Raw genomic sequence first — 26,960 nt, forward strand, 5'->3', positions numbered from 1 at the left:
CGGGGCTGCCCGAAGGCCGGGCTATTCACCCACGTTCACCACGTCCGGGGTTTTCCAGGCCATGTGCTGGCCGCCGTCGAGTGCGATCATCTGCCCGGTGACCGAGCGCGCCTGGTGCAGGTAGCGGATGGTGGCGCCGAATTCGCCAAGCGCCGGTCCGCGTTCGAGCGGCACGGCATCGACCTGGCGGGCGAAATCCTCCGCGCTCTGGCGCTCGTTGGCAAGCGTCGGGCCGGGGCCGATGGCATTGACGCGAATGCGCGGGGCGAGGGCCAGCGCCATGGTCTGCGTCGCCGTCCACAGCGCCGATTTCGACAGCGTGTAGGAGAAGAAGCGCGGCGTGAGCCGCCACACCCGCTGGTCGATGATGTTGACGATCAGGCCGTCAGCCGCATCGGGGAGGCTTGCCGCCATGCATTCGGCGAGGATCGCCGGCGCCTTGACGTGGATGGCGAAGTTCTTGTCGAAGGCGGCCTCGTCGAAGCTGCGGATGTCGTCGTCCTCGAACACGGAAGCGTTGTTGATGATGATGCCGGGCGCCCCGAGCCGTTCCGAAATCTCGGCATGCAGCCGCCGCACCGCCGCGCCGTCGGACAGATCCGCCAGAAACACCTCCGCCCGGCCGCCTGAGCCGGTGATGCTGGCGGCCACCGCTTCGGCCCCGTCGCGGCTGCGGTTGGCGTGGACGGCGACGCGAAAGCCATGCGCGCCGAGATCGAGCGCGATGGCCTTGCCGATCCGGCGCGCAGCGCCCGTGACCAGTACCGTTGGCATGTCGGTCGTCATCACTTCCCCCCGGCCGGCCCGCATTTCGGGCTGCGGTCCGCCTCAGTGCCTAGAATATCGAGACGATATAGATCGCGAAGGCCACAAGCATAGCGGTGCCGCCCAATTTTCTCAGCGGCAGGTTCCAGTGCGCAAGCGCCAGCAGCAACAGGCCGCAGGCGAACATCACCCACATGTCGATCGAAATGATGCGTTGGTCGACGTCGAGCGGCAGGATCACGGAGGTGCCGCCGAGAATGAGGCCGATATTGAAGATGTTGGAGCCGACAACATTGCCGATCATCACCGCGCCGGACTTGCGCCACGCGGCCATCACCGATGTCACCAGTTCCGGCAGCGACGTGCCGACGGCGACGATGGTCAGCCCGATGGCGGTCTCGGTGGCGCCGAGCATGCGCGCGATGTGGGAGGCGCCTTCGACCGTGAGCCAGGCCCCGACCGGCAGGCCGACCAGCCCGCCGCCGATGAACAGAAGCGTCTTCCAGGTCCCCTGCGGCAGGCCGTCGACTTCGTCGTGGTAGTCGGGCACGTCGGCCATCTGGTGCCGGCGCGCCACCCTGATCTGCCAGACGAGGTAGCCGCCGATCAGCACCATCAGGATGGTTCCATCGAGCCGGCTCAGCGGTTCGAACCACATCATCACCATCAGCACCAGCGTCAGCACCATCATCATCACCAGCGAGACGCCGAGCCCGTCCTCGCGGCAGCGGATGCTCGACAGCAGCGCCGGCGCGCCGAGCACCAGCAGCACATTGGCGATGTTGGAGCCGACGATGTTGCCGATGGCGATGCCGGACACGCCGTCGAAGGCCGCCTGCAGCGACACGAACAGTTCCGGCGCGGACGTGCCGAAGGCGACGACGGTCAAGCCGATGATCAGGGGATCGATGGAAAGCTTTTCGGCGAGGGCGACCGCACCGCGGACCAGATAGTCACCTGCGAAGACAAGCAGGACCAGGCCCGCTATCAGGGTCACAATGCTCAACATGCCTGGGAATCAACGCTCGCGGGTTTGTGGTCGGGTGGCTGACATATAGGTGCTGTCCCCCGATGCGCAATGGCCGGCAGACGCGGGCCGATCCGGGTCGGAATCCCTGATTTCCGGCTTTCACGCCGTTTTTGTTGCTGATCGGCAACAGTGAAGCCTGCCCTTTTTCTGCCTTCGTGTTTCCACATTCCCGCTTCGTGCCCGCCGCAATCGGCCTCCATCTTCCAGTCTGCCGGGGCGGACTTCCCACCTGCCCCTCACATTTCGCGCCCGTCGGTTGGTTCGGGCCGGAACAACTCGGCCCGTCCTTCGTTTGCAGTTGGGGCGGGAACAAACAAGGAGATTACTCATGCGTACTCGTAAACTGGCATTGCTGGCCGCAGCCCTTACCTTGCCGCTCGCCGGTCCCGTGCTGGCCGCGGACGCGATCATGGAACAGCCGCCGGAGCCCCCGGTTGCCGAAGTCCTGCCCCAGACCTTCGTTTGGGCCGGTGGCTACGTCGGTGGATACGGTGAATACAAGTGGGGCAAGTTCGACGTACTGCCCGGCGACGCCGACGGCTTCGGCGGCGGTCTGTACGGCGGCTACAACTGGCAGTCCGACAACATCGTCTACGGTCTGGAAGCCGATATCGGCTATTCCGGCGCCGACGTGACCTCGGCCGGCTTCACCGGTGAACAGGGTGTCAACGGCTCGCTGCGTGCGCGCCTCGGTCTCGACGTGAACCCGTTCCTGCTCTACGCAACCGGCGGTATCGCCGCGACCAATGCCGAGCTGTCGAGCCTGGCCGGGTCGGACAAGAACACCCACCTCGGCTGGACCGTGGGCGCCGGTGCGGAAGCTTTCGTGACCGACACCATCACCACCCGGCTCGAATACCGCTACACCGATTACGGTTCGGAAGACTACAACATCGGCGGCACCAATGTGTCGACGGGCTTCGACGACCATTCGGTCCGTCTCGGTATCGGCATGAAGTTCTAATCGCGCCATCCGCGATTGGTGGAAAGGGCCCGGTGCGCAGCACCGGGCCTTTTTCGTTCAGGCCGCCCAGCCCCAGGTGGCGGCCAGCACATAGGCGACCCAGATGCCATTGGCGATGAGCAGGCAGAACACCGCAAACGAGCCCAGGTCCTTGGCGTAGCCGGCCATCTGCGAATAGCCGGGCGAGGCGTGGTCGGTCAGCACTTCCACCGCCGTGTTAAGCGCTTCCACGGCCACGGTGACGAGAAAGAGAAGTGCGGCCCCGACAAGGCCCCACAGCGGCGCGCCGACACCCAGGAACAGCACCAGGATGCCGGCGAAAGCCAGGGTTTCGTGCCGGAAGGCGGTCTCGCGCCACAGCCGCCTGGCCCCGCCCAGCGAATAGCGGGCGGCAGCGAGGACGTGGCCGAGCCCTTCCTCTCTGGGTGGCCGCTCCATCACTGCTTCGGACGCAGCGTATCGAGTTCGGGGAAGCTGGCCGCGAATTTCGCGCTCCAGCGCTTGAGCTTCGGGCGGCCGCGTTCCCACTGTCCGGGGAACCTCAGCGCCAGGTAGCCGGTCAGCGCCGCAAGCGCCAGATGGCCGCCATTGAGCGCCTTGGTGCTGCGCGGAAGGTTGGCTTCGAGATGGTCGAGCGCGCGCGTGACCTTGGTCCACTGCTTGTCGATCCAGCCCTGGTGCACCTTGTCCTCGGGCCGGAACCGGCGCTCATACATGATCGCGAGCAGGCAGTCGCAGATGCCGTCGCACAACGCCTCAAGCACCTCCACTTCGGTGCGCTTGGCGGCGTTGCGGGGATAAAGCCGCTTGTTGCCGGTCCGGTCGATGAACTGCATGATGGCGCGGCTGTCATAGACCGACAGACCGTCGTCGGTCACGAGAACGGGAATCTTGCCGAGCGGATTGTTGTCGACCAGTTCGGCCGGCGCTGCCGTGGTGTCGGTCAGAACGCCCTCGGCGTCGAGGCCTGCGAGCTGCGCAGCCATCCGCACCTTGGCGGAATAGGGCGACGCGGGGGAATAGAGGATCTTCATCGGATCAGCCTTTCATATTCGGGTGGGGGCACATGCCCCTTTCAGTCAGAGTCGGGAACTTCAAGATCGGGGAGCATGCAGCCCGCCTGATCGACTTCCGGGCAGTCGCGCAGCCGAAGCGTTAGGGTCATGCAGATCCTGACCTCGCGCAACAGCCCGCTCTGGCACGAGACGGCGATGCCGTCGCGCGTCATGCCGGGATTGGCGGCGATGAAGGCGTCTTCCACCTCGACCGCGTCGATGCGGGCCGGCGGATTGTCGGGGGTGAAGGCCGGCGGCACAGTGATCCGCTCGCGCGCGGCGCGGGTCACGCGGAAATAATCCGAGTGCGACAGGCGCGAACAGGTGCCGTGCTTGCGCCATTGATGTCCGATCAGGCCGAGGGACGGCATGATGTCGGTGTATCTCCGGCCGACCCAGTCCGGAACGCGCTCGGACAGGCGCGAGGGGCAGTATTGCGGATAGCCGGTCTCGAATTGCGGCCACAGGCCGTGCACCACGAAGCCCAGGTCGCGGTTGGCGCATTGGTCGCGATTGGCGTTGGCGCCCTCGAGCCGGCAATAGGCTGGCGACCAGGACAGCGACAGCACGTAGAAATCGAAGCCACCGCCGAGGGGGAGGTCAGGGACGGGCTCGTCTGCGGCGGCCCATGCGCGGGGCGTCATGGCGTTGACGCAGAGCACCAGCAGCGCGGCCAGTGCCAGCGCCAGGCCTATTCTGGGGGGCAGGGCGGCAGTCATCGGGTCCGCTCAGCGGACCGAGCGGCACCAGGCGCCATGCACCTTCCAGGGGTCTAGCCCGTCGATGCAGAATTCGAGATTGTCGCCCAGCCCGGCAAAGCCCATGCCGCCTTCGATCAGCCACCAGATCGTGCGCTTGTGGCCGTCGTTCATGTGCGCCGTGCCGTGGCAGTAGAGCCGGGGAACGGACCAGTATTCGTTGCCGTATTTGACCCGGGTGTGGTGCGCTTCGGTGATGGCGTTGATGGCAAGGCCGCGCTTGAGCACATTCCGGTCGGTCCAGGTGAACCGGTTCTGGATATGGCTCAACACCTGCGGCGCGTCACAGGACGGAAAAAGCCCGCCGGTGAAGGCCAGTGCCGGGCTCGCATAGCTCGAAAGCGAGACGCTGAAACACGTGGCCGCTGCCAGGATCAAGCTCTTAAGGGACATGGGCGGTTCTCCAAAACGATGCGAGTCCCGGTATATGGCCTGCCCTATGCTTGGGCAAGCGCGAAGGCGCGGCCGACGCCGGTTTGGCCGCGAGATCGGTGGGCGGGTCTGCGATTGGTTCGACTTCATATCAAATTTAGCAGTTCCGCTTTCGCCTGTTGCAAACCTTTTCTGCCAGTCTTGCGGCCGGAACCGGTCTCAGCCGGCCATGAACGAGGGATACTGGTGAGGAAACATTCCCTGTTTGCCCGCTGCAGACGCGGCGCGACAAAGGACGAGGGCGGTCGCGGCGCACGCCGGATGCGCCGGAAGGCCGGCTGCGCGCGCTCGCTCCTGCGCGGGCTGGTCTCCCTGGCTGCCTATCCGATGCAAAGGTCGATCCACACCCGGTTCCGCTTTGCCTTCGGCGTGTCTGTGGCCTGCCTGGCGCTGATGGCGCTGCTCGGCATCACCTCCAGCCGCGCCATTCTGACGGCCTACCAGTACAGCGTCGACCAGTTGCGCGACGAGATGAGCCCGGTTCTGCAATTGCAGCTCGATCTGCGCAATGCCGATCATGTGGCCTATCACTATGCGGTCGAGGGCGATGCTTCCGCACAGGCGCGTTTCGTCGATCTCGCGTTGAAGGTGGAATCGCGCTTCTTCCAGCTTGCCGAGGCGCCCGTGACCGGTTCCGATGGCCGGCGCCAGAAGAGCTATGCGCTGATCAAGGAGACCCAGTATCGCTGGCAGGCGACCCGTGCCGTTCTGGACGAGGTGTTTCTTTATCCTCCCGGCTCGGCGGACGCGTTGCAGGCCTTCAAGCATGCGCATTTCGCGATCGAGCCGATCTATGACGGCATCCACAACATCGAGAACCAGGCGCTCGATGAGCTGGAGCTGCGGATGGCGAACGCGAGCACCGTGGGCGAGGAGAGTGTGTTCGCCCTGATCTGCGCCATCCTGATCGGCGTTTGCGTGTTCATCGCCATGGTCAGCGTGATCGGCCGCTCCATGCTGCAGCCCATCGAGGAACTGCACAAGGCGGCCGGCAAGCTCGGCGAGAAGGACTTTTCCCACAGGGTGCGGCTGCGCAACACCACCGATGAGCTGGGCCAGCTCGCCACCGCGATCAACCTCGCTTCCGCCACCCTCGACAATCTGTACCGGGAGCTCGAGCGACGGTCGACCCATGACGGCCTGACCGGCGTGTACAACCGTGCGGCGTTCGACAAGCGGATCGAGGCCGAGTTGAAGGGCGCGGACCGTCGCAAGCGGCCGGTGTCGCTGCTGATGGTCGATATCGACCACTTCAAGCGGATCAACGACAGCCACGGACACCCCGCCGGCGATGCGGTGCTGCGCGAGGTCGCGGCCCTGTTCCAGGAGCGCACCCGCCCCGCCGATATCGTCACCCGCTATGGCGGAGAGGAGTTCGCGGTGATCCTGCCCGAAACCGGTCGGGCCGCAGCCGCGGCGCTGGCCGAGCGGCTGCGCACTGCGGTCGAGGCCATGACCGTCCATTGTGGAGACGGTGTCGAGATCCGCCTGACCGTCTCGATCGGCTGCGCGACCCGGATGCCGCTCGGCGGCCTGCCCGAAGCCCTGGTCAAGGCTGCCGATTCCGCGCTGTACGAGGCCAAGAAGACCGGCCGCAACAAGATCGTGCTGTCGAAAGTGTTGCCGTCCCGGGGCGCACCGGCCTGGCAGGCCGCCTGACGCGCGGCCCCGGCGCAAGAGACCCGGCGCAAGGCATCCGGGCGCTGAGCGCGGGGGCGGCGGCAGGAGCGGAAAGCTCAGCTCTCGCCCACCAGCATGCGAACCTCCGCGCCGGCGCCGGGCGCTTGCGCGAGCAGGTCCGCGAGTTCGGGCAGCACCGCCTTGAGCTCGGCTTCCAGCGTGAACGGCGGGTTGACGATCGCCAGCCCCGAGCCATTGAGGCCCGTGGCGGTCGCGTTGGAGCGCGTCAGCAGCCGCACGGTGAGCGTGCGCGGCCGCCCCAGCGCGACCAGCTTGCTGTCGAAGCCGGAAAGCGGGCTCGTCGCCTTGATCGGATGCCACAGCATGTAGGTTCCGCCCGGAAAGCGCCGGGTGGCGCGGGCGAGCCCATCGACCATGCGGTCGAATTCGCCATCGAGTTCGAACGGCGGATCGATCAGCACCAGCCCGCGCTTTTCCTTGGGCGGCAGATGGCCGCCGAGCGCGAGCCAGCCGTCGAGTTCGATCACGCGGGCCTGGTAATCGCCGTCAAACAGCGCCCGCAGCGCGCTCACGTCCTCGGGATGCAGCTCGATCGCGGTCAGCCGGTCCTGCTTGCGCAGCAGCATGCGGGTGATCAACGGCGAGCCCGGATAGCGGCGAATCGCGGCGGAAGGGCCTTCCGCAGCGCCGTTCCCGTCGTTGAGCGCACGCACCGTTTCGAGCCACGGCGACAGGAAGGCCGCCAGCGCCGGCGACAGCGGGGCCGCCATCACCCGGCCCACGCCTTCGTGCCACTCTCCGGTCTTCTGCGCCTCGGTCGAGGACAAATCGTAGCTGCCGATTCCCGCATGGGTGTCGATCACCCGGAAGGCGGCGTCCTTGCGCTTGAGATAGGCGATGACCTGCGCCAGCACCGCATGTTTGAGCACATCGGCGAAATTGCCCGCGTGGTAGCTGTGACGGTAGTTCATCGGCTCGTTGCGTCTTCTGGTTCCGGGATCGCTCTGGTCGTCGCGCGCGGCGTGGCGCGGCTCCGCGAATTCTCATATAGAGAAAGGATGACAGACGCGACACCCCTTGATTCCGCCGGCCCCGATCCGGTCTCCGCCCTCGCGCAGCCCGCGGTCATCGGCCATTCCGCCTGTCCGCATGACTGCCCTTCGACCTGCGCGCTCGAGGTGGATCTGCTGCCCGGCAACCGCATCGGCCGGGTGCGCGGCGATGCCGCCAACAGCTACACCGCGGGCGTGATCTGCGCCAAGGTGGCGCGCTATGCCGAGCGCATCGGCCATCCCGGGCGTCTGCTCACGCCGCTCGTGCGCGACGGCGCCAAGGGCGAGGGCCGCTGGAAGGAAGCGAGCTTCGAGGCGGCGCTCGACCTAATCGCCGAAAAATTCGAACGCGCCGAGGCCGCCCACGGCGCCGAAACCGTGTGGCTCAACTACTATGCCGGCACCATGGGCCTGGTGCAGCGCGACGGCATCAACCGGTTGCGCCATGCCAAAGGTTATTCCAATCAGTTCGACAGTTTCTGCACCAATCTGGCCTGGACCGGCTTCACCATGGGCACGGGCGCGCTGCGCGGACCCGACCCGCGCGAGATGGCCAAGTCCGATTGTGTGGTGATCTGGGGCACCAATGCGGTCTCGACCCAGGTCAATGTCATGACCCACGCGATCCGCGCGCGAAAGGAACGCGGCGCCAAGATCGCGGTGATCGACATCTACGACACGCCCACCATGAAGCAGGCCGACATCAAGATCCTGCTCCGACCCGGCACCGACGGCGCCTTCGCCTGCGCGGTGATGCATGTGCTGTTCCGCGAAGGTCTCGCCGATCGCGACTATCTCAATGAATTCAGCGACGACCCGGCGGGGCTTGAATCACATTTGAAGGAGCGGACGCCGCAATGGGCGGAAGCGATCTGCGGCGTGCCGGTGGCCGAGATCGAAGCCTTCGCGCGGCTCGTGGGCACCACCAAACGCACCTTTTTCCGCCTCGGCTACGGTTTCACCCGCCAGCGCAACGGCGCGGTCAACATGCATGCGGCGCTGTCGCTGGCTGTGGTGACCGGCTGCTATAGGCACGAGGGCGGCGGCGCGTTTCATTCCAATTCCGATATTTTCCGGCTCGACAAGAGCCTGGTCGAAGGCCGCAGCGGCTTCGATCCCCGGCTCAGATGGCTCGACCAGTCGCGGATCGGCCGGGCATTGACGGGCGAGGCCGAGGCGCTCAATGGCGGCCCCCCGGTCACCGCCATGCTGATCCAGAACACCAATCCCGCCAATGTGGCGCCCGAGCAGCGCAAGGTGGTGGCGGGCCTCAGGCGCGAGGATCTGTTCGTGGCCGTCCACGAGCAGTTCATGACCGATACCGCGCAGCTTGCCGACGTGGTGCTGCCGGCCACCATGTTCCTCGAGCACGACGACATCTATCGCGGCGGCGGCCATCAGCACATCGTGCTCGGCCCCAGGCTGGTCGACCCGCCCGAGGGGCCGCGCTCCAATCACGAGGTGATCGAGGCCCTGGGCCAGCGGCTCGGCGTTGCCGACAAGCCGGGCTTCGGCATGACGCCGCGCGCCCATATCGACTGGATGCTCGGAAAGCGCGGCCTGGGCGATTTCAAGAGCTTCCGGGCGGAGAAATGGGCCGACCTGCAGCCCGATTTCGAGACCGCGCATTTCCTCAAGGGGTTTGCGCACCAGGACGGAAGGTTCCGCTTCCGCCCCGACTGGACCGGCACGCCCGCCGCCAACAAGCCGCCCGAGCGGATGGGGCCGCAGGGGCCGGTCGAGCAGTTGCCGGAGTTCCCCGACCATGTCGAACTGATCGAGAGCGCCGACGCGGAGCACCCGTTCCGGCTCGCCACCTCGCCGTCGCGCTCGTTCCTGAATTCGAGTTTCGCGGAGACCCCGTCCTCGCGGGCGAAAGAAGGCCGGCCAGTGCTGATGATCCATCCGGAGGATGCGCAGGCGCTCGGGATCGCCGAGGGCGAGCGGGTGAAACTCGGCAACCAGCGCGGAGACCTCTGCATGCATGCCCGGCTCGACGCCGGCCAGCGCCGCGGCGTGGTCATCCACGAAGGGCTCTGGCCCAACTCCGCCTTCGAGGGCGGGGAGGGGATCAACACGCTCACGGGCGCGGATTCCTGCGCGCCCTATGGCGGCGCCGCGTTCCACGACACCCGCGTCTGGGTCCGGAAGGCCTGAGCGATGAGCGAGACTGTTTCGGCGCCGGGGTCGCTTGAGACCAAAGGCATGCTGTGCGATCCGGGCGATCATTTTCGCGGGCGCTACGAGGTCGAGAACAAGTATCGCGTCGGAACGCTCGATCCGGTCCGGGCACGGCTCGAGGCAATGAACGCCGTGCCGTTCACCCTCGGCAATCTCGAAACCGACATCTTTCTCGATCTGCCCGATGGCCGCCTCGCGTCCAATGATCAGCAGCAGGTGATGCGCGTGATGGAGCCTTCGGGCCGGGTTCTGTGGATCTGCAAGGGGCCGGGACCTGACCGCTGCGTGGCCATGGATCTCGACGGATCGGACAAGGCGCTCGCCATGCTTTCGGCGCTCGGCTTCGTCGAGACCGGACGGCTTGCCAAGAGCCGCGACATCTATTTTGCCGGCGCGTTTCACGTCACGCTCGACCGGCTCGACGGACTCGGATGCTTTGTCGAGGTCGCGGTGATGACCGACGATGCCGACAGCCTGCCCGACTGGGAGGCACGCATCGCGGCTTTCGCCGCCGATCTGGGGCTCGACGCAACGCAGCGGGAGACCCGCTCCTACCGCGCCATGATGGGGCAGTAGGCGCCGCCGGCGCGGGTATGCCGGCCCCAAGCTTTGCGCCGTGAGGCCGGCGCGGAGTCTTGGGTGCTCCCTGGCGGGGCAGCTTTCCACGAGACGCGCGCGGCGATGGGGAAAGCATGGCCCGCAAGCGAGGCAAAGGCCTGCCGCCGGGGCCGGCAGGCTTTCAGGTTAGGTCTTGCAGATGGAATTGCCGCCGTCGGCCAGCAGTGCGCTGCCTGTCACGAAGGACGAGTCGTCGGAGACGAGGAACAGTGCCGCCCGGGCGATTTCCTGCGGTTCCGCCATCCGCTTCAAGGCATGCAGACCTTTCACCCAGTCGTGATGGGCGTCGTTGTCGCCCGCCATTGGGGTACGGGTGCCGCCCGGCAGCAGGGCGTTTGCGCGGATGCCGTCCGCGCCGTGCTCGGCAGCCAGCACCTGCACCAGGCCGATGAGCCCGGCCTTGGAGGCGGCGTAGGCGCCCATTCCGGGCAGTCCGATGGTGTGGCCGACGAAGGATGAGGTGAAGACGATCGAACCGCCGCCACGCTGCGTCATGGCCGGGATCTGGTGGCGTGCGGCGTGAAACCCGCTCGTCAGGTTGGTGGCAATCACCTTGTCCCAGCTCTCGGCCGTCATGTCCGGGATCGGTCCCATGTCTCCGGTCGTCCCGGCATTGTTGAAGGCGCCGTCGAGGCCACCGAAGGCGGAGGCCGCAAGATCGACCAGCGCCTTGTGGTAGCCGGCTTCGGCCACGTCGCCCGCCAGCCATGTGGCCTTGCGGCCGGTTTCGCCGATCTTGCCGGCAATGCAGGCAAGTTCGGTCTCCCGGCGCGCGCCAAGGACCAGATTGGCGCCTTCGGCCGCGAACAGTTCGGCCGCGCATGCGCCGATTCCGCTGCTGGCGCCGGTGATGATGATTGTCTTTCCCTCAAGTCGCATGGTGCTCTCCTTTTGTGCGAGAGCAACGGCTTAGGCAGGCAGGCGCGGGCGGGCCACCCGATTTGAGCACCCGAAACCAGCCGCCCGGCGCGCGCGCAAGGCGCTGACGTAAGCTGTCAGGCAGGCCGGCTTCCGGCATGGGCCTTGAGCGCGCGGCGCAACTGGCCGAGCAGGGCGTGGACCTCCTCAAGCCGCGCCTGCGGCAGGCCGAAGGCTTCGGCCACGCAGTCGGGAATATGCCGCGCCGCCGCCTCGAGATCCCTGCCGGTCGCGGTCAACCGGACCCGGACCTTGCGCTCGTCGCGCGTGTCGCGCTGGCGCAACACCAGGCCCTGGCTTTCGAGCCGCTTGATCAGCGGCGTGAGCGTGGAGGAGGTCAGGTCGAGCCGCGCGCCGAGATCGCCCACGGTGATTCCGTCCATTTCCCAAAGCACGATCATCACCAGATATTGCGGGTAGGTCAGGCCCAGCCCGGCCAGAAGCGGCTGGTAGACCTGACCGACCGCGTGATGGGTCGCGTAAAGGTCGAAACAGAGCATCGCCTCGGGGCGCAACATGAACTTATCGGGCGAAACTTCGTTGTCCATTGCAGTCGTCTCCTGTCGCTCAAATCTATGCTGCGGCGCGCGCCGCTGCAATCGCCGGTAAGGCTCGCGGCTTCGTGAAGGCCGAATGGGTTGCGAAAGCCGGCGGAAACTCGTATATATCGCACACGATTAAATCGTACGAAAGGAATACATCATGCCGACCAAAATTGTCTACTCCGCTTCGGCCACCGCGACCGGCGGCCGCGATGGTCATTCCGCCACCCATGACGGTGCGCTCGACGTCAATCTCGCCGTTCCCAAGGAAATGGGCGGCCCCGGCGGCGGTGTGAACCCCGAGCAGCTGTTCGCCACGGGCTATGCCGCCTGCTTCCTGGGTGCCCTGAAATTCTATGCCGGTCAAAAGAAGGTGAAGGTGCCCGACGACGCCAAGGTGACCGTGACTGTCGGCATCGGCCCGCGCGAGGACCCGGGCTTCGGCCTCGACGTCAAGGTCAAGGTCAACCTGCCGGGCATCGACAAGGATGTGGCCGAGGACCTGATCGCCGGTGGCCACAAGGTCTGCCCCTATTCGCACGCCACCTCCGGCACGCTCAAGATCACGCCGGAACTCGCCTGATCGCGGGTACCGGTTCGAAGGAAAGCAAGGCGGGCGGTTGAAAGGCCGCCCGCCTTGCCGTTTGCCAATGGGGCAGGGAGCCTATCGGTCGAGCGCCTGCGCCGCGCTCGCCACCACCCGGTCGAGAAAGTCGCGCTCCCGTTCGGCTATCCGCGCCTCTTCCTGTGCGATGTAATCGCGCGTCAGCGGCACCGCATCGCGTTCCCGGCCCAGCTGGATCTGGAACACATTGGCCGCACCCTGCATGAAGGCGCATTCGCACATCGACAGATACAGCTCCCACATCCGGCAGAAGCGTTCGTCCATCGCCTCCGCCGCGCGTTCGCGGTTGGCCGCGAACCGTTCGCGCCAGTGCCGGAGCGTGTGGCCGTAATGCACGCGCCAGATCTCGCAGTCGAGCACCCACAGCCCCGACAGTTCGATCGCCGACACCGCTTCGGACAGCGACGGCGCGTAGCCGCCCGGAAAGATGTGCTTGCGCAGGAACGGCCCGGTCACGCCGGGCGGCGCCTTGCTCGAGATCGAATGAATGAGCGCCACGCCGTCGGGCGCGAGCCGGTCGCGCACGGTGAGGAAATAGGGTTTGAGGTAATGGACCCCCACATGTTCGAGCATGCCCACCGAGACGATACGGTCGAACTTGCCCTGTACCTCGCGATAATCGATGAGCTCGAATGTGACGCGGTCACTGACGCCGAGGATCTCGGCCCGCCTGCGGGCGACCGCCAGTTGCCGCTCCGACAGCGTCACCCCCACCACCTCGATATCGGCGAGATGGGCGAGATAGAGCCCGAGCCCGCCCCAGCCGCAGCCGATGTCGAGAATCCGCTGGCCGTCGGCGATCCGGAGCTTGGCGGCGATGTGGCGCTTCTTGAGCGTCTGCGCCTGTTCGAGCGTCTCGGTTCCGTCAGGGAAATAGGCGCAGGAATATTGCATGTCGGCGTCGAGAAACAGCCGGTAGATCTCCTCGCCGATGTCGTAATGCGCCTGCACATGGCCGCGGGCGCGCGCGAGCGCGTTGTTCTGCTGGAAGCGCTTGAACCCGCGGGCGACGCCGCGCCAGAAGATCTGGCTCGGCGAGAGATCGAACTGCCGCTTGTTGGCGAAGAACAGCCGCATCAGGTCGTGGATCGAGCCTTCCGTCATCACCAGCTCGCCATCCATATAGGCTTCGCCGGCCTTGAGTTCGGGATTGAGGAAGATCTTGCGGGCGACGCTGGGCGTGGTGAAGCGGATGCCGACCTCCGGTCCCGGCGCCTTGCCGCCATAGCTTCGGGTCCGCCCCTTGGCGTCGGTCACCGTCAGGCGCCCATGGCTGATCGCGGTGTCGAGAAGTCCGTGCAGGGATGGCATGGCGTCTCCGATCGAAAGTTGCGGCGGGGTGCATGCTTTGGCTCCGCCACGGGCAGCGCAACCGCCGCGGCGGGCGGCTGGCGACCCTGGCGGGGGCAGGATGAGCGGTTCCGCGCCGCCTGTCAAAGTGCAAGACGGGGCGCGCATCACGCGGGCGCAAACAGGGGCGCACGACAGTGCAAGGCTCGCCAGCCGTCAGATCGTCCCCGCAATGTCGCGCAGTGTCGCTTCGGCAGCCCGGACGGTCCTGTCGATATCGTCTTCGGTCATGGCGGCGCACAGGAACCAGTGATGGGCCGGGGTCATCAGGTGGCCGCGCGCGAGCATGCCGTTGCAGAACAGGCGCAGGGCGCGCTCGCGGTCCGAAATCCGCTCATGGTCGAAGCGGATGAACGGCGTCGCCTCGAACCCGACCGTGCGCGCCGGAACGCCGGCGCTGTGCGCGGCCTGGTCGAGACCGTCCATCAGCCGCCGGCCCAGCCGCCTCAGTCGCCCGGGCACGTCCTCCCGTTCCAGGATGGCAAGCGTGGCAAGCGCGGCCGCCATCGCGTCGGGCGAGCGGAAATAGGTCACCGTCAGGCCGAGTTCGAGGATCCTGGCCATGATCTCGCGACGGCCCGCCAGCGCCGAGATCGCATGGCCATTGGCCATCGCCTTGCCGAAGGCGGCGATGTCCGGTTCGACGCCGAACACATCCTGCGCGCCCTTGAGCGAGATGCGGAAGCCCGAGCGGATCTCGTCGAGCACGAACAGCGCCCCATGGTCGTGCGCCATGTCCCGGACGGCCGCGAGATAGCCCGGTTGCGGCGGGTCGATTTCATAGGGCATCATCACCACGCAGGCGACGGCCCCGGGCAGGGCGTCGAACATGGACCGCAGGCCATCGAGATCGTTGAAGGCGAAGCGGTGCAGCAGCGCCCGCGAAGCCTCGGGCACGCCAGGGGAGGGCGAGCACCAGTCATGCCAGCCGTGATGGCCCCAATGCAGCACGTGCGCGCGCCCGGTCACCGCCCGTGCAAGCCGGACGGCGGCATCGACCGCATCCGAGCCGGTCTTGAGGAAGGTGACGAGCTCGGCAGCGGGAATGAGGTCGACGATCCGTTCGGCCAATTCGAGATGGGCGATGTCGAGCAGCGTCGGGTTGACGCCGCGCTGCAGCGCGGCGGTGACGGCCCGGTTCACCTCGGCTTCGGCATGGCCGAGCACCACGGAGCCGAAGCCCAGCAGGTAATCGAGATAGATGTTGCCGTCGATGTCGCGCAGCCGGGCGCCCTCGGCGCGCTCGATGAACACCGGGTTGCCGCCGATCCGCTCGTAACCGGTGAAATACATCCCCGGCCGGGCGGCGAGAAGCGCCTCGCTCTGCCGCATGCGCGCGAGCAAGGCCTGCGACCGGCTGACGTCGAGCCGGGGCGGGCCGTCTTGCCGGGTCCGGGCGGGATCAGGCGGATCGCGGCCGCCCAAGGCTAGAAGATATCCGCGAAGACATTCGGGAAACGGAAATTGTTGCCGGTCACGGTGATGCTGACGTCCAGCGACCTGACCGCGTGCCACCAGCCGATCGGGATGAACAGCAGCTCTCCCGGGGCGATGACGACATCGATGATATGGGCGCCCTCAAGCAGCGGGTAGTCCGCCAGATTGTCGTTCTCGAAGTCGATCTCGCTGTGATAGCCGGTCTGGTTGTAGACCTTGTGCAACTGCTTGGACGGGATCAGCGTCACCCGCTTGCGGCCCATGACCTGGGCGAAGAACACGTTGCCGAGGTCCCGGTGCATCGGCGTCGCCGACCCCTTCGGACCGAGCCAGAAGAACACCCGGCCGGGCTGGCTGACCGGGTCGAAATAGCGCGTGTCGAACACGATGTCGTCGATCAGCGGCTTGAAATCGGGCCGATCGAGAATCTTGTCATGGGCGATGAGGTAATAGTCATTGGTCTCCTCGCCGCTCCGGATGAGCTCGATATAGGCCGCCAGCGTCGCCTCCGTGCTGTGATCGACAAAGGAATCGCGGTGGTCGCGCCGCGAGCGGCCGCTCTGGTAAGTGATCCGGCACTGGCCGAAGCGGTCGGCCAGGAAATCGAGCGTCCATTTCTGCGAGGCGGGCCAGGTCGCCACCACATCGGTGATGATCACGGGCCGGTTGAGCGCATAATAGTCGCGCAGGAAATTGTCCGACGACAGGCCCGAAACCCGCGGCACGCTGTCATAGTCGTGGGTCAGGCCCTCGAGTGCCAGCAGCGCGTCGCTGAGCATGGTCCATTTGCGCACGTCCTCGCCCAGCCGCCGCGCCGCGCGAAACACCGGGCTGCCCTCGATGCCGGCAAGCAAGCGGTTCGCATCGGCCACGGACAGGCCGGCCTTGCCCAGCTCGGCGGCGATATCGGCCCGGGCGATCCCCATCGCCAGGTTGTGGGCCGCCCATTCGGTCCAGTCCTCCGAGGGCATCTGTATCGCGGCTTCACTCATGCCTGCGCCTCCAATGATGCTGTTTCGTGCACGACGAGCCCGGCCTTGCGGCCAAGTTCCGGCACCCGGGAACTCCGGGCCGCCCGCTCAGCACCAGGGGGCGGCCGGGCGCGCTGCCTAGTCGATGGCGATGCCGAGAACGGTGCCGCCGAGATCGGCGGCGCTGCGGTCGGCGAAGGTCTTGGTCCGGCCGTCCAGCATCTTGAACAGGGTTTCGCGCAATTCGCGCTCCAGCTCGCGGCCTTCGGCGACGCTGAGCTTGAGCGCCCGGATGTCGAACACGATCAGCGAGGCGTAATCCATCGGCGCCGCGGGCATCATCCCGCCACGGAAGAATCCGCTCGGGGCCGGTTTTGCTTCGGAGGGCGGTTTGGACGAGAAAGTCGGCATGATGCAGCTCCTTTTGAAACGAGGCCTGATCCACAAGCACTGGAGCGTCATCTTGCAGCCGTGCGGGCACGGCAGGGTGGAGCCGGACAGGAAATTGCGCAGGCAGGCTTTCGTCTCCGATCGCGCGTCAATCGACCGAAAGACACCGAGCCGCCGGGGTCTGGCGCCAGGTTGTGCATCACTCCATTGCCAACTCAAGATAGCACGGCATCGCGCACGAATAAAGCAGTATTAGTCGACCCTAAACAGGGCCGGCCAAAACCTGTGATGATGCCAATGCCGGAAGCCGCTTTGGCGCGCCGTTGCCGGGCGCGCCTGTCCGGTCAGCCGCCGAAGCGGGCCTGGCCGTTGCCGCCCATGCGCACCTTGCCGAGCGCCAGCATCGCCAGCGCCTCCGGGTAGATCCGGTGTTCGGCCTCGAGCACGCGGGCGGCCAGTGTCTCGGGCGTGTCGTCGCGCTCGACCCGCACCGCTTCCTGCTCGATGATCGGGCCTTCGTCCATGCCTTCGGTGACGAAATGCACGGTGCAGCCATGCACGCGGCAGCCGGCGGCGAGCGCGCGCTCATGGGTGGCGAGGCCGGGAAAGGCCGGCAGCAGCGAAGGGTGGATGTTGATCATCCGGCCGGCATAGCGGTTGACGAAGTCGCCCGAGAGAAGCCGCATATAGCCCGCAAGCGCGATGAACCGGGCTCCCGATGCATCGATCGCGGCCATCACCGCCGCTTCATGCGCCCGCTTGTCGGCATAGTCCCGCCTGGGAACGGCCACGGCCTCGATGCCGAAGTCGCGCGCATGGGCGAGCCCCCTGGCGTCGGGCTTGTCGGAGATCACGCAGGCGATCCTTGCCGGATAATCGGGCTTGAGCGAGGCGGCGATCAGCGCGCCCATGTTCGATCCCCGGCCGGAGATCAGCACCGCGACCGGGGCTTTCTGGACCGCGCTCACAGCGCCAGCGTGCCGGTATAGGCCACGCCCGGCGCGCCCTCGGCGCGCGCGGTGAGGCGTCCGAGCCGGACCACGCGCTCGCCTTCGGCCTCGAGCGCGGCGGTGACGCGTTCGACATCGCCGGCTGCGACCACCGCGATCATGCCGATGCCGCAGTTGAAGGTGCGCAGCATCTCTTCCGGCGCGACGCCGCCGGTGCGGGCGATCCAGGAAAACACCTGCGGCGGCCTGACCGCGCCGAGATCGATCTCGGCCGCCAGCGTCCCGGGCAGCACCCGCGGCAGGTTTTCCGGAAAGCCGCCGCCGGTGATGTGGGCCAGCGCGCGTATCGCGCCGGTCTGGCGGATCGCGGCCAGCACCGATTTCACATAGATGCGGGTCGGCTCCAGCAGTGCTGCGCCAAGGCTTTTGTCCGGGTCGAACGGCGCCGGCGCATCGTAGCCCAGTCCGCTCATCTCGACGATCCGGCGCACGAGAGAATAGCCGTTCGAATGCACGCCCGAGGAGGCGAGCCCGAGCACGACGTCGCCTTCGGCGATCTCGCCCGACGGCAGCAGCTGCCCGCGTTCGGCAGCGCCCACCGCGAAGCCCGCGAGATCGTAGTCGCCGTCGCGGTACATGCCGGGCATTTCCGCCGTTTCGCCGCCGATCAGCGCGCAGCCGGCCTGAAGGCAGCCCTCGGCGATGCCGCCGACGATGGCCGCCCCCTGCGCCGGGTCGAGCTTGCCGGTGGCGAAATAGTCGAGAAAGAACAAGGGTTCTGCGCCCTGGACCACCAGGTCGTTGACGCACATGGCGACGAGGTCGATGCCGACCGTGTCATGCAGGCCGGCCTCGATGGCGACCTTGAGCTTGGTGCCGACGCCGTCATTGGCGGCGACCAGCACGGGATCGGAAAAGCCTGCGGCCTTCAGGTCGAACAGGCCGCCGAAGCCGCCGATCTCGCCGTCGGCGCCGGGGCGCCGCGTGGCGCGCACCAGCGGCTTGATGCGATTGACCATGTCGTTGCCGGCGTCGATGTCGACGCCCGCCTGGGCATAGGTGAGGCCGTTCTTCGGATCCGCCATCTGGCTTTCCTTCCTTTGCGTTCACGGGCGCTTTGCAGGGGGTCGGGATGGCATTTTGCACGCGGTTTCGCAAGCAGGAGCATGCGGTTCACCGCGACATTTGACGGGAAAACCGGGCGTCGGAGCGTCGCAGGCGGTCCGAACACTTGGAAACGGCGCGGCAGATTGCCATATCCGGGGTCAATCAGTCGTGAGTTGCCGCCGATGACCCTGCCCAATTACATCACCGTCGCCCGCTTCCTGATGGTGCCGCTCGTCGTCCACATGATGATGAGCGGCGAGATGATGACGGCCTTCCTGCTGTTCATGCTGGCGGGCGTCAGCGATGCGATCGACGGCGCCATCGCGCGCCACTTCAACCAGAAATCCGAACTCGGCGCCTGGCTCGATCCGATGGCCGACAAGTTCCTGCTGGTCAGCGTCTTCGTCATGCTGGGCTGGCTGCAGGCGCTGCCGATCTGGCTGGTGATCCTCGCCGTCTCCCGCGACGGCATGATCATCGCCGCGGTGGTGCTGTCGAGCCTGCTCGCAAATCCGGTGGAAATGCGGCCGCTGATGGTGTCGAAGGCCAACACGCTGGCTCAGATCCTGTTGGTGGTGCTGGTGCTTGCCGAACTGGCCGGGCTTGTCCAGCTTGACGGCGTGATCGGATGGATGATCTATGCGGTTGCAGGCTTGACCGTTGCCTCGGCAGGCGCCTATCTCGTGACATGGCTGCGGCACATGGCCGGCGAGGGCGCCGTCGGCTAGCGCGAGTTCAGGTGCGGCCGGCGCGCGCGGCCATCGAGCGAGGTGATCATGGCGACTCATATCGACACGGCCGCGCTTCGGCGGCGGATCCTGTTCTGGCTGATCGCGCTTGCGGTGTTCGCGGGCTTCCTGATGCTGTTCCGCTCGATCCTGCTGCCGTTCATCGCCGGCATGGCGCTGGCCTATTTCCTCGATCCGGTGGCCGACTGGCTTGAACGCCGCGGCTTGTCGCGGATGATGGCGACGCTGGTGATCCTGGTGGCGTTCCTGGCGATCTTCGCGATCGCGCTGGTGGTCCTGGTGCCGATTCTCGTCACCCAGGCCGTCGACCTGGGCGGGCGCATTCCCGGCTACATCACCCAGCTGCAGGAACTGCTGGCCTCCGAGCGCACCATGCTGCCGGACTGGATCTCGGGCCAGCTCGGCCAGATCAAGGACAGTTTCGCAGCCCTTCTCAAGGAAGGGGCGGGCTTCGTCGGCACCATCTTCCAGAAGCTCTGGAACTCGGGCATGGCGCTGATCGACATCGCGGCCCTGTTCGTGGTCACGCCGGTGGTGGCCTTCTATATGCTGCTCGACTGGGACAACATGATCGCCAAGGTCGACAGCTGGGTGCCGCGCGACCATCTCGAAACCGTGCGCGACCTGGCGGGCCAGATCGACCGCACCATCGCCGGCTTCGTGCGCGGCCAGGGCAGCGTCTGCATCATCCTCGGCCTGATCTATGCCGTCGGCCTGATGCTGGTCGGGCTCAATTTCGGCCTGCTGATCGGCCTGTTTGCGGGCCTGATCAGCTTCATTCCCTATGTCGGCTCGCTGGTCGGCCTGGTGCTGGCGCTGGTCGTCGCCATCGTCCAGTTCTGGCCCGATTTCGTCATGATCGGCGCGGTCATCGCCGTCTTCGCCGTGGGGCAGTTCTTCGAGGGCAACATCCTGCAGCCGCGGCTGGTGGGCTCCTCGGTCGGCCTGCATCCGGTCTGGCTGATGTTCGCGCTGTTCGCGTTCGGTGCGCTGTTCGGCTTTGTCGGCATGCTGATCGCGGTGCCGGCCGCCGCTTCGGTCGGGGTTCTGGTCCGCTTCGCGATCGACCGCTATCTGGCGAGCGATCTCTATTCGGGCAGCGGGGAGGGGACGGTGCCGCCACCGCCACCGCCGCCGTCGCACGGAGCCGCGTCCGAGTGATGGTCAAGCCGCCCGCCACCCGGCAATTGCCGCTCGAATTCGGTCACGACTCCGCCTCGGGACGGGACGACTTGATCGTCTCCGACAGCATCAGCGCCGCCGCCGGCATCATCGACCGCTGGCCTGACTGGCCTTCGCCGGTGGTCATCCTTGCCGGCCCGACGGGATCGGGCAAGTCGCATCTCGCCCGCATCTGGGTCGACCGGGTCGGCGCCAACATCGTCGATATCGGCGCGGCCGATCCGATGGTGCTCGAGATGGCTTCGCGCGGGCCGGTGCTGATCGAGGATATCGACCGCACCGGGTTCAACGAAACCGCGCTGTTCCATCTCATCAACGCGGTGCGCGAGCATGGCAGCTGGCTGCTGATCACCACCCGACTCTGGCCCGCGAGCTGGAACGTGCGCCTGCCCGATCTCGCCTCGCGGCTGAAGGCCGCCACCGTGGTCGAGATAGCCGAGCCCGACGAGGCGCTGCTCGCGCTGGTGATGGTCAAGCTGTTCGCCGACCGGCAGGTGGTCGTCGACGACCGCATCATCCAGTGGCTGGTTGCGCGCATGGAGCGCTCGCTCGAGGCGGCGCGCACGATCGTCACACGAATCGACCAGCTGGCGCTGGCGCGCGGATCGAAGATCACCCGCGCGCTTGCCGCCGAGGTGATGGCGGAGGTGGATGCGGGACAGGGTGACGCCGAAGTGTCATAGTTCCTTCTTTGTTGTGCTATAGACGGTCTTGTCCGGTACGGGAGCTTGGAGTGCGCAATGGATAATGTCGAAAGTTCGGGCAGCAGCGATCTCAGGATCGACCCGGTCGCCTCGGAGATGCCCGTGCAGGATCTGCGCACCAGCCCCGAGCGTTTCGTCAACCGCGAATTCTCCTGGCTGCAGTTCAACCGCCGTGTGCTTGAGGAAACGCTCAACGCCAGCCATCCGCTACTCGAACGGGTCCGGTTCCTGTCGATCTCGGCGGCCAATCTCGACGAGTTTTTCATGGTCCGCGTCGCCGGCCTCGAGGGCCAGGTGCGCCAGGGCATCGCCAACCGCTCCGCCGATGGCATGTCGCCGAGCGAACAGCTCGACAGCATTCTCGAGGAAATCGACGGGCTGCAGCTCGAGCAGCAGGCGTCGCTCGCCATCCTGCAGCAGAATCTGGCGGCCGAGAACCTGTTCATCGTGCGCCCTTCGATGCTGGTCGAGGGTGACATGGAATGGCTCGAGAACGAGTTCCTGCAGTCGATCTTTCCGGTGCTGACGCCGCTGTCGATCGATCCGGCGCACCCGTTCCCCTTCATTCCCAATCTAGGCTTCTCGATCTGCCTGCAGCTCGCCTCCAAGGACCAGAACGAGCCGATGACGGCGCTGATCCGCCTGCCGGTGGCGCTCGACCGCTTCCTGCGCCTGCCGGATCTCGACGGGGCGATCCGCTACATCACGCTTGAAGACGTGGTCAGCCTGTTCATCGGCTCGCTCTATCCGGGTTACGAGGTGCGCGCCTCGGGCACGTTCCGCATCATCCGCGATTCCGACATCGAGGTGGAGGAAGAGGCCGAAGACCTGGTGCGGCTGTTCGAGAGCGCGCTCAAGCGCCGCCGACGCGGGTCGGTGATCCGCATCGAGTTCGATTCGGAACTGCCGCAGGCGCTGCGCGATTTCGTGGCCTACGAGACCAACGTCCCCGACAACCGCATCGCCGTGCTGCCGGGCCTGCTCGCGCTCAACACGCTTTCGGAGATCACCCGGGCGCCGCGCGACGACCTGAAGTTCGAGCCCTACAATGCCCGCTTCCCCGAGCGCATCCGCGAGCATGCCGGCGATACCTTCGCGGCAATCCGCGAGAAGGACCTGGTGGTGCATCACCCCTACGAATCCTTCGACGCGGTGGTGCAGTTCCTGTTCCAGGCCGCACGCGACCCCGACGTGCTCGCCATCAAGCAGACGCTTTACCGCACCTCGAACGACAGCCCGATCGTGCGCGCGCTGGTCGACGCCGCCGAGGCCGGCAAGTCGGTGACCGCGCTGGTCGAGCTCAAGGCCCGCTTCGACGAGGAAGCCAATATCCGCTGGGCGCGCGACCTCGAACGCGCGGGCGTGCAGGTGGTCTTCGGCTTCCTCGAACTCAAGACCCACGCCAAGATGTCACTGATCGTGCGGCGCGAGGAGGGCAGGCTGGTGACCTATTGTCACCTCGGCACCGGCAACTACCACCCGATCACCGCCAAGATCTACACGGACCTGTCCTATTTCACCTGCGATCCGGTGATCGCGCGCGACACCGCGCATGTCTTCAATTTCATCACCGGCTACGGCGAGCCCGAGGGCCTGAGCAAGCTCGCGGTGTCGCCGCTCAACCTGCGCACCCGCATCGTCGACAATATCGAGGCCGAGATCCGCCATGCCGAGGCCGGCCGCCCGGCGGCGATCTGGATGAAGATGAATTCGCTGGTGGATCCCGAGATCATCGACGCGCTCTACCGCGCAAGCCAGGCCGGGGTGGAGGTCGATCTGGTGGTGCGCGGCATCTGCTGCCTGAGGCCGCAGGTGCCGGGCCTGTCCGACCACATCCACGCCAAATCCATCGTCGGCCGCTTCCTCGAACACAGCCGCATCTACTGCTTCGGCAACGGCCACGGCCTGCCCTCGCAGGAGGCGCTGGTCTATATCGGCTCGGCCGACCTGATGCCGCGCAATCTCGACCGGCGCGTGGAAACGCTGGTGCCCTTGTCCAACAAGACTGTGCATGAACAGGTTCTGTCGCAGATTATGCTGGGCAACATGATTGATAACCAGCAGAGTTACGAGATATTGCCTGACGGAACATCGCGCCGGATCGAGCCCGGCGAGGGGGAAGAGCCGTTCAATGCACAGGTATACTTCATGACCAATCCCAGCCTCTCTGGCCGTGGCGAAGCGCTCAAGTCGAATGCGCCGAAACTGATCGCCGACCGGCTGGCGCGGACCACGCGCTCCAAACGCTGAGCCGTGGCCCTGGCCGAGCGCATCTCCATCCCCCCGACCATAGGCGGAGTCCGGACCGGGTTACGGTTCGGGGCCGTTGCCTATATAAAAGCGCGAATCCTGTTGGCCCACGCGCCGCTCCGCCTGGTCCGGCCGGCGCGCTCAAACCGCGAAGCGTCGTAGCCCATGGTGGAATCGGAAGCTCAGGGGCGATTGCCGGGTATTCACCCGATCTCCGTCGTCGACATCGGCTCCAATTCCGTGCGTCTGGTGATCTATGAGGGGCTCAACCGCTCGCCTTCGGTGCTGTTCAACGAAAAGGTGCTGTGCGGGCTGGGCAAGGGGCTGGCCTCGACCGGCCGGATGGACGAGAGCGGCGTCGCCCGCGCGCTTGCGGCGCTCACGCGATTTCGCGCATTGTCGGAACAGGCCCGCGCCTCAGAAATGCACGTGCTCGCCACCGCCGCTGCGCGCGAGGCCGAAAACGGCGCCGATTTCATCCAGAAGGCCGAAGCGATCCTGGGCTGCCGTGTGCGGCTGCTCACCGGCGAGGAGGAGGCCCGCTTCTCCGCGCTCGGCATCATTTCCGGCTATTACCGGCCCGACGGCATTTCCGGCGATCTGGGCGGCGGCTCGCTCGAACTCGCCGATGTCCGCGGCAGCGGCTATTCGGGCGGGCAGACGCTGCCGCTGGGCGGCTTGCGGCTTGCCGACATGTCGGGCAACTCGATTTCGCGGGCGCGCGCCATCGCCCGCAGCGCGCTCAAGAAATCCCCCGTGCTCAAGGGAGGGGAGGGACGGATCTTCTACGCAGTGGGCGGAACCTGGCGCAACATCGCCAAGCTGCACATGGAGATCACCAATTATCCCCTGCACATGATGCAGGCCTACGAGATCGACGCCGGGACCGCGATCGAGTTCCTGGGCGAGGTCTCGGCCATGAAACAGTCGCGGATCTCGGCGATCAAGGCGATCTCGCGCAACCGCCGCGGGCTTTTGCCCTATGGCGCGGTGGCGCTTCAGGAAACGCTGACGGTGATGAAGGCGGCGCGGGTGAGCTTTTCCGCGCTCGGGGTGCGCGAGGGCTATCTCTACTCGCTGCTCGGTCGCACCGAGGCGAGCCGCGATCCGCTGCTGACGGCGGCAGGCGAACTGGCGATCCTGCGGGCCCGCTCGCCCGAACATGCGCGCGAGCTTGCGGCCTGGACCGGCCGGATGTTCCCGGTCTTCGGGATCGAGGAGACGGAGGAGGAGTCGCGCTACCGCCAGGCGGCCTGCCTGCTCGCCGACATCTCCTGGCGCGCCCATCCCGACTATCGCGGGCTGCAGGCGCTCAACATCATCGCCCACTCCACCTTCACCGGCATCAGCCATGCCGGCCGGGCCTATATCGCGCTGGCCAATTATTTCCGTTTCGAAGGACTCAACGACGACGGCGCCTCGGCGGGCCTCGCCGCCATCGCCGGGCCGAAATTCCTCGACTATGCCAAGCTTCTGGGCGGCATGCTGCGGGTGGTCTACCTGTTCTCGGCATCGATGCCGGGCATGGTGCCGCAACTGGCCTTCGCGCCCGCGGCCCCCTCCGACGGCGATGTCGACATCGTCCTGATCGTGCCGCGCAGCTACGAGGCCTTCGTCGGCGAACGCCTCGAAGGCCGGTTGCAGCAACTGGCAAAGCTCACCGGCAAGCGGCTCGGCTTTCGCGTCGGCTGAGGCGGCCGCCGGTGCGGCGACCGCGTGACGGCGCTGCGGCGGCTCAGTCGGAGACGATGGTCTCGAAGCCGCCGAAAATCATGCGTTTGCCGTCGAGCATTTCCATCACGCCATGGGTCTTCATCATGTCGTCAAGCTCGGGCATCGCCGCCGCCAGGCCACTGTCGGCTGTGGCCTTGTCGGGCCATGTGGTCCAGGAAAAGACCACTGCCTCGCCCTCTTCGAGCTTGACGGCCATGGGGAACGAAGTGTGCGTGCCGTCCGGCACATCGACGCCCCAGTTCTCGACAACCGAGAGCGCGCCATGGGCCCGAAAAATCCTGGCGGCGGCTTTCGCCATTTCGGTGTAGGTCGCCTTGTTCGCCTTGGGGACGGGAAGCAGGAATCCGTTTACATAGGTCATGAAGATCCTCCTGTTCGGGGCTGACATAGGGTTTTGTCCGGTCCGGACGGTGCTGCCCGGCACGGGGCGGCGTCAGGCCGAGAGCTGTTTTTCGGGCGCGGGTTCGTTGAAGGCCCATTCGAGGCCGAAGGGATCGCGTACGCGGCCGAACCGGTCGCCCCAGAATTCAAGCTTGAACGGCGACAGCACCTCGCAGCCGGCCTCGACCGCGCGGGTCCACCACAGGTCGCCGTCGGCGATCACCAGTTGCAGGGTGAACTGATTGCCCGCCGAGGGCAGGCTGCCGTGTTCGGGAAACGGGTCCATCAGCATCATCAGGCCGCCATTGATCTCGATGGAGACGTTGAGGACGCGTCCGTCCTCGCTGCGGGTGATCTGGCCGCGCGGCACGGCGCCGAAGGCGCGGGCATAGAATTCGATCGCCTTGTCGACACCGTCGACCGTGGCATAGGGAATCACGCCGTGCATCAGGCGCTTGTACTCATTGGACGGGCTCATCTGTGTCCTCCCGGGGGTGAGAAAAAATCAGCGTCACGTAGCGGATCAGGTGGTCGACGCTGTCGCGGGCGAGCGCCACGGAATTGCCGGCCTTGGCCAGGACGAAAGCGCCCTGCAGCACCGCTTGCGTGTGCAGCGCCAGGCTTTCCGGGGTGAACCCGGTGACGCCGCGCGCCTCCATCGCCGCGCGGATATCGGCCGTCAGCGTCATCGCATGGCCGGAAATCGCGGCATGGCAGGCATCGCGGATCGCCGGTGCGCTGTCATAGACCTCCTGCACCATGGTGCCGGCCAGGCAGGTGATCTCGTCCAACTCGCCCGCTCCGAGCAGGTCCCGGCGGAAGCGCAGATAGGCGAGCAGCCGCTCATAGGGATCGTCGGGCGCATGGTAGGGGGCTCCGGCAAACATCGCCGACGTGGTCTCGGCCCAGAAATCGGCTGCCGCCACGCCGAGCGCTTCCTTGCTCCTGAAATGGTGGAAGAAGGCACCCTTGGTCACGCCGGCCCGCGCGCACAGGTCATCCACGGTCGTGGCGGCGTAGCCCTTGGCGCGGATGACGTCGCGAGCGGCTTCGAGCAGGCGGGTGCGGGCGGTGGCGGTGCGGGGTGCCATGAAAACTCCTTGGGCAAGAACATACCAACTAAAGCGTGTCGCATCTATTGTGCCTCATAGCCTGCAGCCTTGAAGAAGTTTCG

Annotated in this window: 28 protein-coding genes; 10 read left to right on the plus strand and 18 right to left on the minus strand. The window is 66.4% G+C overall.

The window, feature by feature from the left end; genetic code table 11:
• Positions 1–21: 21 nt before the first annotated feature.
• On the minus strand, positions 22–786 hold the full coding sequence (locus tag AWJ14_RS20740) for an SDR family oxidoreductase (protein ID WP_066184207.1): 765 nt from the start codon (positions 784–786) through the stop codon (positions 22–24).
• Between the two features lie 49 nt (positions 787–835).
• Positions 836–1,774, minus strand: a complete 939-nt coding sequence (locus AWJ14_RS20745) for a calcium/sodium antiporter (RefSeq protein ID WP_066184102.1) — start codon at positions 1,772–1,774, stop codon at positions 836–838.
• Positions 1,775–2,123: 349 nt separating this feature from the next.
• On the opposite strand from AWJ14_RS20745, the gene AWJ14_RS20750 reads away from it, so the two are divergent.
• Entirely contained in the window at positions 2,124–2,759 is a 636-nt protein-coding gene (locus AWJ14_RS20750; protein WP_066184106.1) for an outer membrane protein, read from the plus strand.
• Between the two features lie 57 nt (positions 2,760–2,816).
• On the opposite strand, the gene AWJ14_RS20755 is transcribed toward AWJ14_RS20750, so the two are convergent.
• From AWJ14_RS20755 to AWJ14_RS22060, 4 genes are read right to left on the minus strand one after another with little or no spacing between them, the layout of a single operon-like run.
• Complete coding sequence (locus tag AWJ14_RS20755; protein ID WP_066184108.1) at positions 2,817–3,197, minus strand: diacylglycerol kinase; 381 nt, start codon at positions 3,195–3,197, stop codon at positions 2,817–2,819.
• Positions 3,197–3,793 carry a glutathione S-transferase gene (locus AWJ14_RS20760; RefSeq protein ID WP_066184111.1) on the minus strand — a complete coding sequence of 199 codons (597 nt, stop codon included), beginning with the start codon at positions 3,791–3,793 and terminating at the stop codon, positions 3,197–3,199. The genes AWJ14_RS20755 and AWJ14_RS20760 overlap by 1 nt, the downstream gene beginning before the upstream one ends.
• A gap of 41 nt (positions 3,794–3,834) precedes the next feature.
• Positions 3,835–4,533, minus strand: coding sequence for a ribonuclease T2 family protein (locus tag AWJ14_RS20765; RefSeq protein WP_083220402.1), 699 nt, complete (start codon positions 4,531–4,533; stop codon positions 3,835–3,837).
• 9 nt (positions 4,534–4,542) lie between these two features.
• Positions 4,543–4,965, minus strand: coding sequence for a hypothetical protein (locus AWJ14_RS22060; RefSeq protein WP_066184114.1), 423 nt, complete (start codon positions 4,963–4,965; stop codon positions 4,543–4,545).
• A 300-nt stretch (positions 4,966–5,265) separates the two neighbouring features.
• On the opposite strand from AWJ14_RS22060, the gene AWJ14_RS20775 reads away from it, so the two are divergent.
• Complete coding sequence (locus AWJ14_RS20775) at positions 5,266–6,663, plus strand: GGDEF domain-containing protein (RefSeq protein WP_066184120.1); 1,398 nt, start codon at positions 5,266–5,268, stop codon at positions 6,661–6,663.
• 77 nt (positions 6,664–6,740) lie between these two features.
• Here the strand turns inward: AWJ14_RS20775 and AWJ14_RS20780 are convergent, their stop codons facing one another.
• Positions 6,741–7,616: a 23S rRNA (adenine(2030)-N(6))-methyltransferase RlmJ gene (locus tag AWJ14_RS20780; RefSeq protein ID WP_066184123.1), complete on the minus strand. Its 876-nt coding sequence runs from the start codon at positions 7,614–7,616 to the stop codon at positions 6,741–6,743.
• A gap of 87 nt (positions 7,617–7,703) precedes the next feature.
• On the opposite strand from AWJ14_RS20780, the gene AWJ14_RS20785 reads away from it, so the two are divergent.
• Positions 7,704–9,854, plus strand: coding sequence for a molybdopterin-containing oxidoreductase family protein (locus tag AWJ14_RS20785; protein WP_083220405.1), 2,151 nt, complete (start codon positions 7,704–7,706; stop codon positions 9,852–9,854).
• Positions 9,855–9,857: 3 nt separating this feature from the next.
• On the plus strand, positions 9,858–10,454 hold the full coding sequence (locus tag AWJ14_RS20790; protein WP_083220406.1) for a class IV adenylate cyclase: 597 nt from the start codon (positions 9,858–9,860) through the stop codon (positions 10,452–10,454).
• Between the two features lie 168 nt (positions 10,455–10,622).
• Here the strand turns inward: AWJ14_RS20790 and AWJ14_RS20795 are convergent, their stop codons facing one another.
• Both AWJ14_RS20795 and AWJ14_RS20800 read right to left on the minus strand, forming a co-directional pair.
• Positions 10,623–11,375, minus strand: a complete 753-nt coding sequence (locus AWJ14_RS20795; RefSeq protein ID WP_066184126.1) for an SDR family oxidoreductase — start codon at positions 11,373–11,375, stop codon at positions 10,623–10,625.
• 116 nt (positions 11,376–11,491) lie between these two features.
• Positions 11,492–11,962 carry a MarR family winged helix-turn-helix transcriptional regulator gene (locus AWJ14_RS20800; protein WP_066184129.1) on the minus strand — a complete coding sequence of 157 codons (471 nt, stop codon included), beginning with the start codon at positions 11,960–11,962 and terminating at the stop codon, positions 11,492–11,494.
• Between the two features lie 154 nt (positions 11,963–12,116).
• Here AWJ14_RS20800 and AWJ14_RS20805 point away from each other — a divergent pair, with 154 nt between their 5' ends.
• On the plus strand, positions 12,117–12,539 hold the full coding sequence (locus AWJ14_RS20805; RefSeq protein WP_066184132.1) for an organic hydroperoxide resistance protein: 423 nt from the start codon (positions 12,117–12,119) through the stop codon (positions 12,537–12,539).
• An 81-nt stretch (positions 12,540–12,620) separates the two neighbouring features.
• Here the strand turns inward: AWJ14_RS20805 and AWJ14_RS20810 are convergent, their stop codons facing one another.
• The 6 genes from AWJ14_RS20810 to purM form a co-directional block, all read right to left on the minus strand.
• Positions 12,621–13,892, minus strand: coding sequence for an SAM-dependent methyltransferase (locus tag AWJ14_RS20810; protein WP_066184135.1), 1,272 nt, complete (start codon positions 13,890–13,892; stop codon positions 12,621–12,623).
• Positions 13,893–14,087: 195 nt separating this feature from the next.
• Positions 14,088–15,356, minus strand: coding sequence for an aminotransferase class III-fold pyridoxal phosphate-dependent enzyme (locus AWJ14_RS20815; protein WP_210183576.1), 1,269 nt, complete (start codon positions 15,354–15,356; stop codon positions 14,088–14,090).
• 2 nt (positions 15,357–15,358) lie between these two features.
• Positions 15,359–16,360, minus strand: coding sequence for a cupin-like domain-containing protein (locus AWJ14_RS20820; RefSeq protein WP_210183577.1), 1,002 nt, complete (start codon positions 16,358–16,360; stop codon positions 15,359–15,361).
• 117 nt (positions 16,361–16,477) lie between these two features.
• Entirely contained in the window at positions 16,478–16,750 is a 273-nt protein-coding gene (locus AWJ14_RS20825) for a hypothetical protein (protein WP_066184141.1), read from the minus strand.
• A 323-nt stretch (positions 16,751–17,073) separates the two neighbouring features.
• Complete coding sequence (purN, locus tag AWJ14_RS20830; RefSeq protein WP_083220407.1) at positions 17,074–17,697, minus strand: phosphoribosylglycinamide formyltransferase; 624 nt, start codon at positions 17,695–17,697, stop codon at positions 17,074–17,076.
• Positions 17,694–18,764, minus strand: a complete 1,071-nt coding sequence (gene purM / locus AWJ14_RS20835; protein ID WP_066184145.1) for a phosphoribosylformylglycinamidine cyclo-ligase — start codon at positions 18,762–18,764, stop codon at positions 17,694–17,696. Before purM ends, purN begins: the two co-directional genes overlap by 4 nt.
• A 204-nt stretch (positions 18,765–18,968) precedes the next feature.
• On the opposite strand from purM, the gene AWJ14_RS20840 reads away from it, so the two are divergent.
• The 5 genes from AWJ14_RS20840 to AWJ14_RS20860 all read left to right on the plus strand — a co-directional run bounded on the left by AWJ14_RS20840 (position 18,969) and on the right by AWJ14_RS20860 (position 25,363).
• Positions 18,969–19,514 (plus strand): CDP-alcohol phosphatidyltransferase family protein, encoded by a 546-nt coding sequence (locus tag AWJ14_RS20840; RefSeq protein WP_066184149.1) that lies wholly within the window; start codon positions 18,969–18,971, stop codon positions 19,512–19,514.
• Between the two features lie 48 nt (positions 19,515–19,562).
• A complete protein-coding gene (locus AWJ14_RS20845; RefSeq protein WP_083220414.1) occupies positions 19,563–20,696 on the plus strand; it encodes an AI-2E family transporter in 1,134 nt (377 codons plus the stop codon).
• A complete protein-coding gene (hdaA, locus tag AWJ14_RS20850) occupies positions 20,696–21,400 on the plus strand; it encodes a DnaA regulatory inactivator HdaA (protein ID WP_066184151.1) in 705 nt (234 codons plus the stop codon). The genes AWJ14_RS20845 and hdaA overlap by 1 nt, the downstream gene beginning before the upstream one ends.
• Positions 21,401–21,517: 117 nt before the next feature.
• Positions 21,518–23,671, plus strand: coding sequence for an RNA degradosome polyphosphate kinase (locus AWJ14_RS20855; RefSeq protein WP_245304403.1), 2,154 nt, complete (start codon positions 21,518–21,520; stop codon positions 23,669–23,671).
• Positions 23,672–23,836: 165 nt separating this feature from the next.
• Positions 23,837–25,363 carry a Ppx/GppA family phosphatase gene (locus AWJ14_RS20860; protein ID WP_066184157.1) on the plus strand — a complete coding sequence of 509 codons (1,527 nt, stop codon included), beginning with the start codon at positions 23,837–23,839 and terminating at the stop codon, positions 25,361–25,363.
• Positions 25,364–25,406: 43 nt separating this feature from the next.
• Here the strand turns inward: AWJ14_RS20860 and AWJ14_RS20865 are convergent, their stop codons facing one another.
• From AWJ14_RS20865 to AWJ14_RS20875, 3 genes are all read right to left on the minus strand, one after another.
• Positions 25,407–25,766, minus strand: coding sequence for a DUF1428 domain-containing protein (locus tag AWJ14_RS20865; RefSeq protein WP_066184160.1), 360 nt, complete (start codon positions 25,764–25,766; stop codon positions 25,407–25,409).
• A 72-nt stretch (positions 25,767–25,838) separates the two neighbouring features.
• Positions 25,839–26,264 carry a VOC family protein gene (locus AWJ14_RS20870; RefSeq protein ID WP_066184163.1) on the minus strand — a complete coding sequence of 142 codons (426 nt, stop codon included), beginning with the start codon at positions 26,262–26,264 and terminating at the stop codon, positions 25,839–25,841.
• On the minus strand, positions 26,248–26,877 hold the full coding sequence (locus AWJ14_RS20875; RefSeq protein ID WP_066184167.1) for a TetR/AcrR family transcriptional regulator: 630 nt from the start codon (positions 26,875–26,877) through the stop codon (positions 26,248–26,250). The genes AWJ14_RS20870 and AWJ14_RS20875 overlap by 17 nt, the downstream gene beginning before the upstream one ends.
• Between the last annotated feature and the right edge of the window lie 83 nt (positions 26,878–26,960).

The sequence above is a fragment of the Parahoeflea olei genome, from assembly GCF_001703635.1.
Classification (GTDB): domain Bacteria; phylum Pseudomonadota; class Alphaproteobacteria; order Rhizobiales; family Rhizobiaceae; genus Hoeflea; species Hoeflea olei.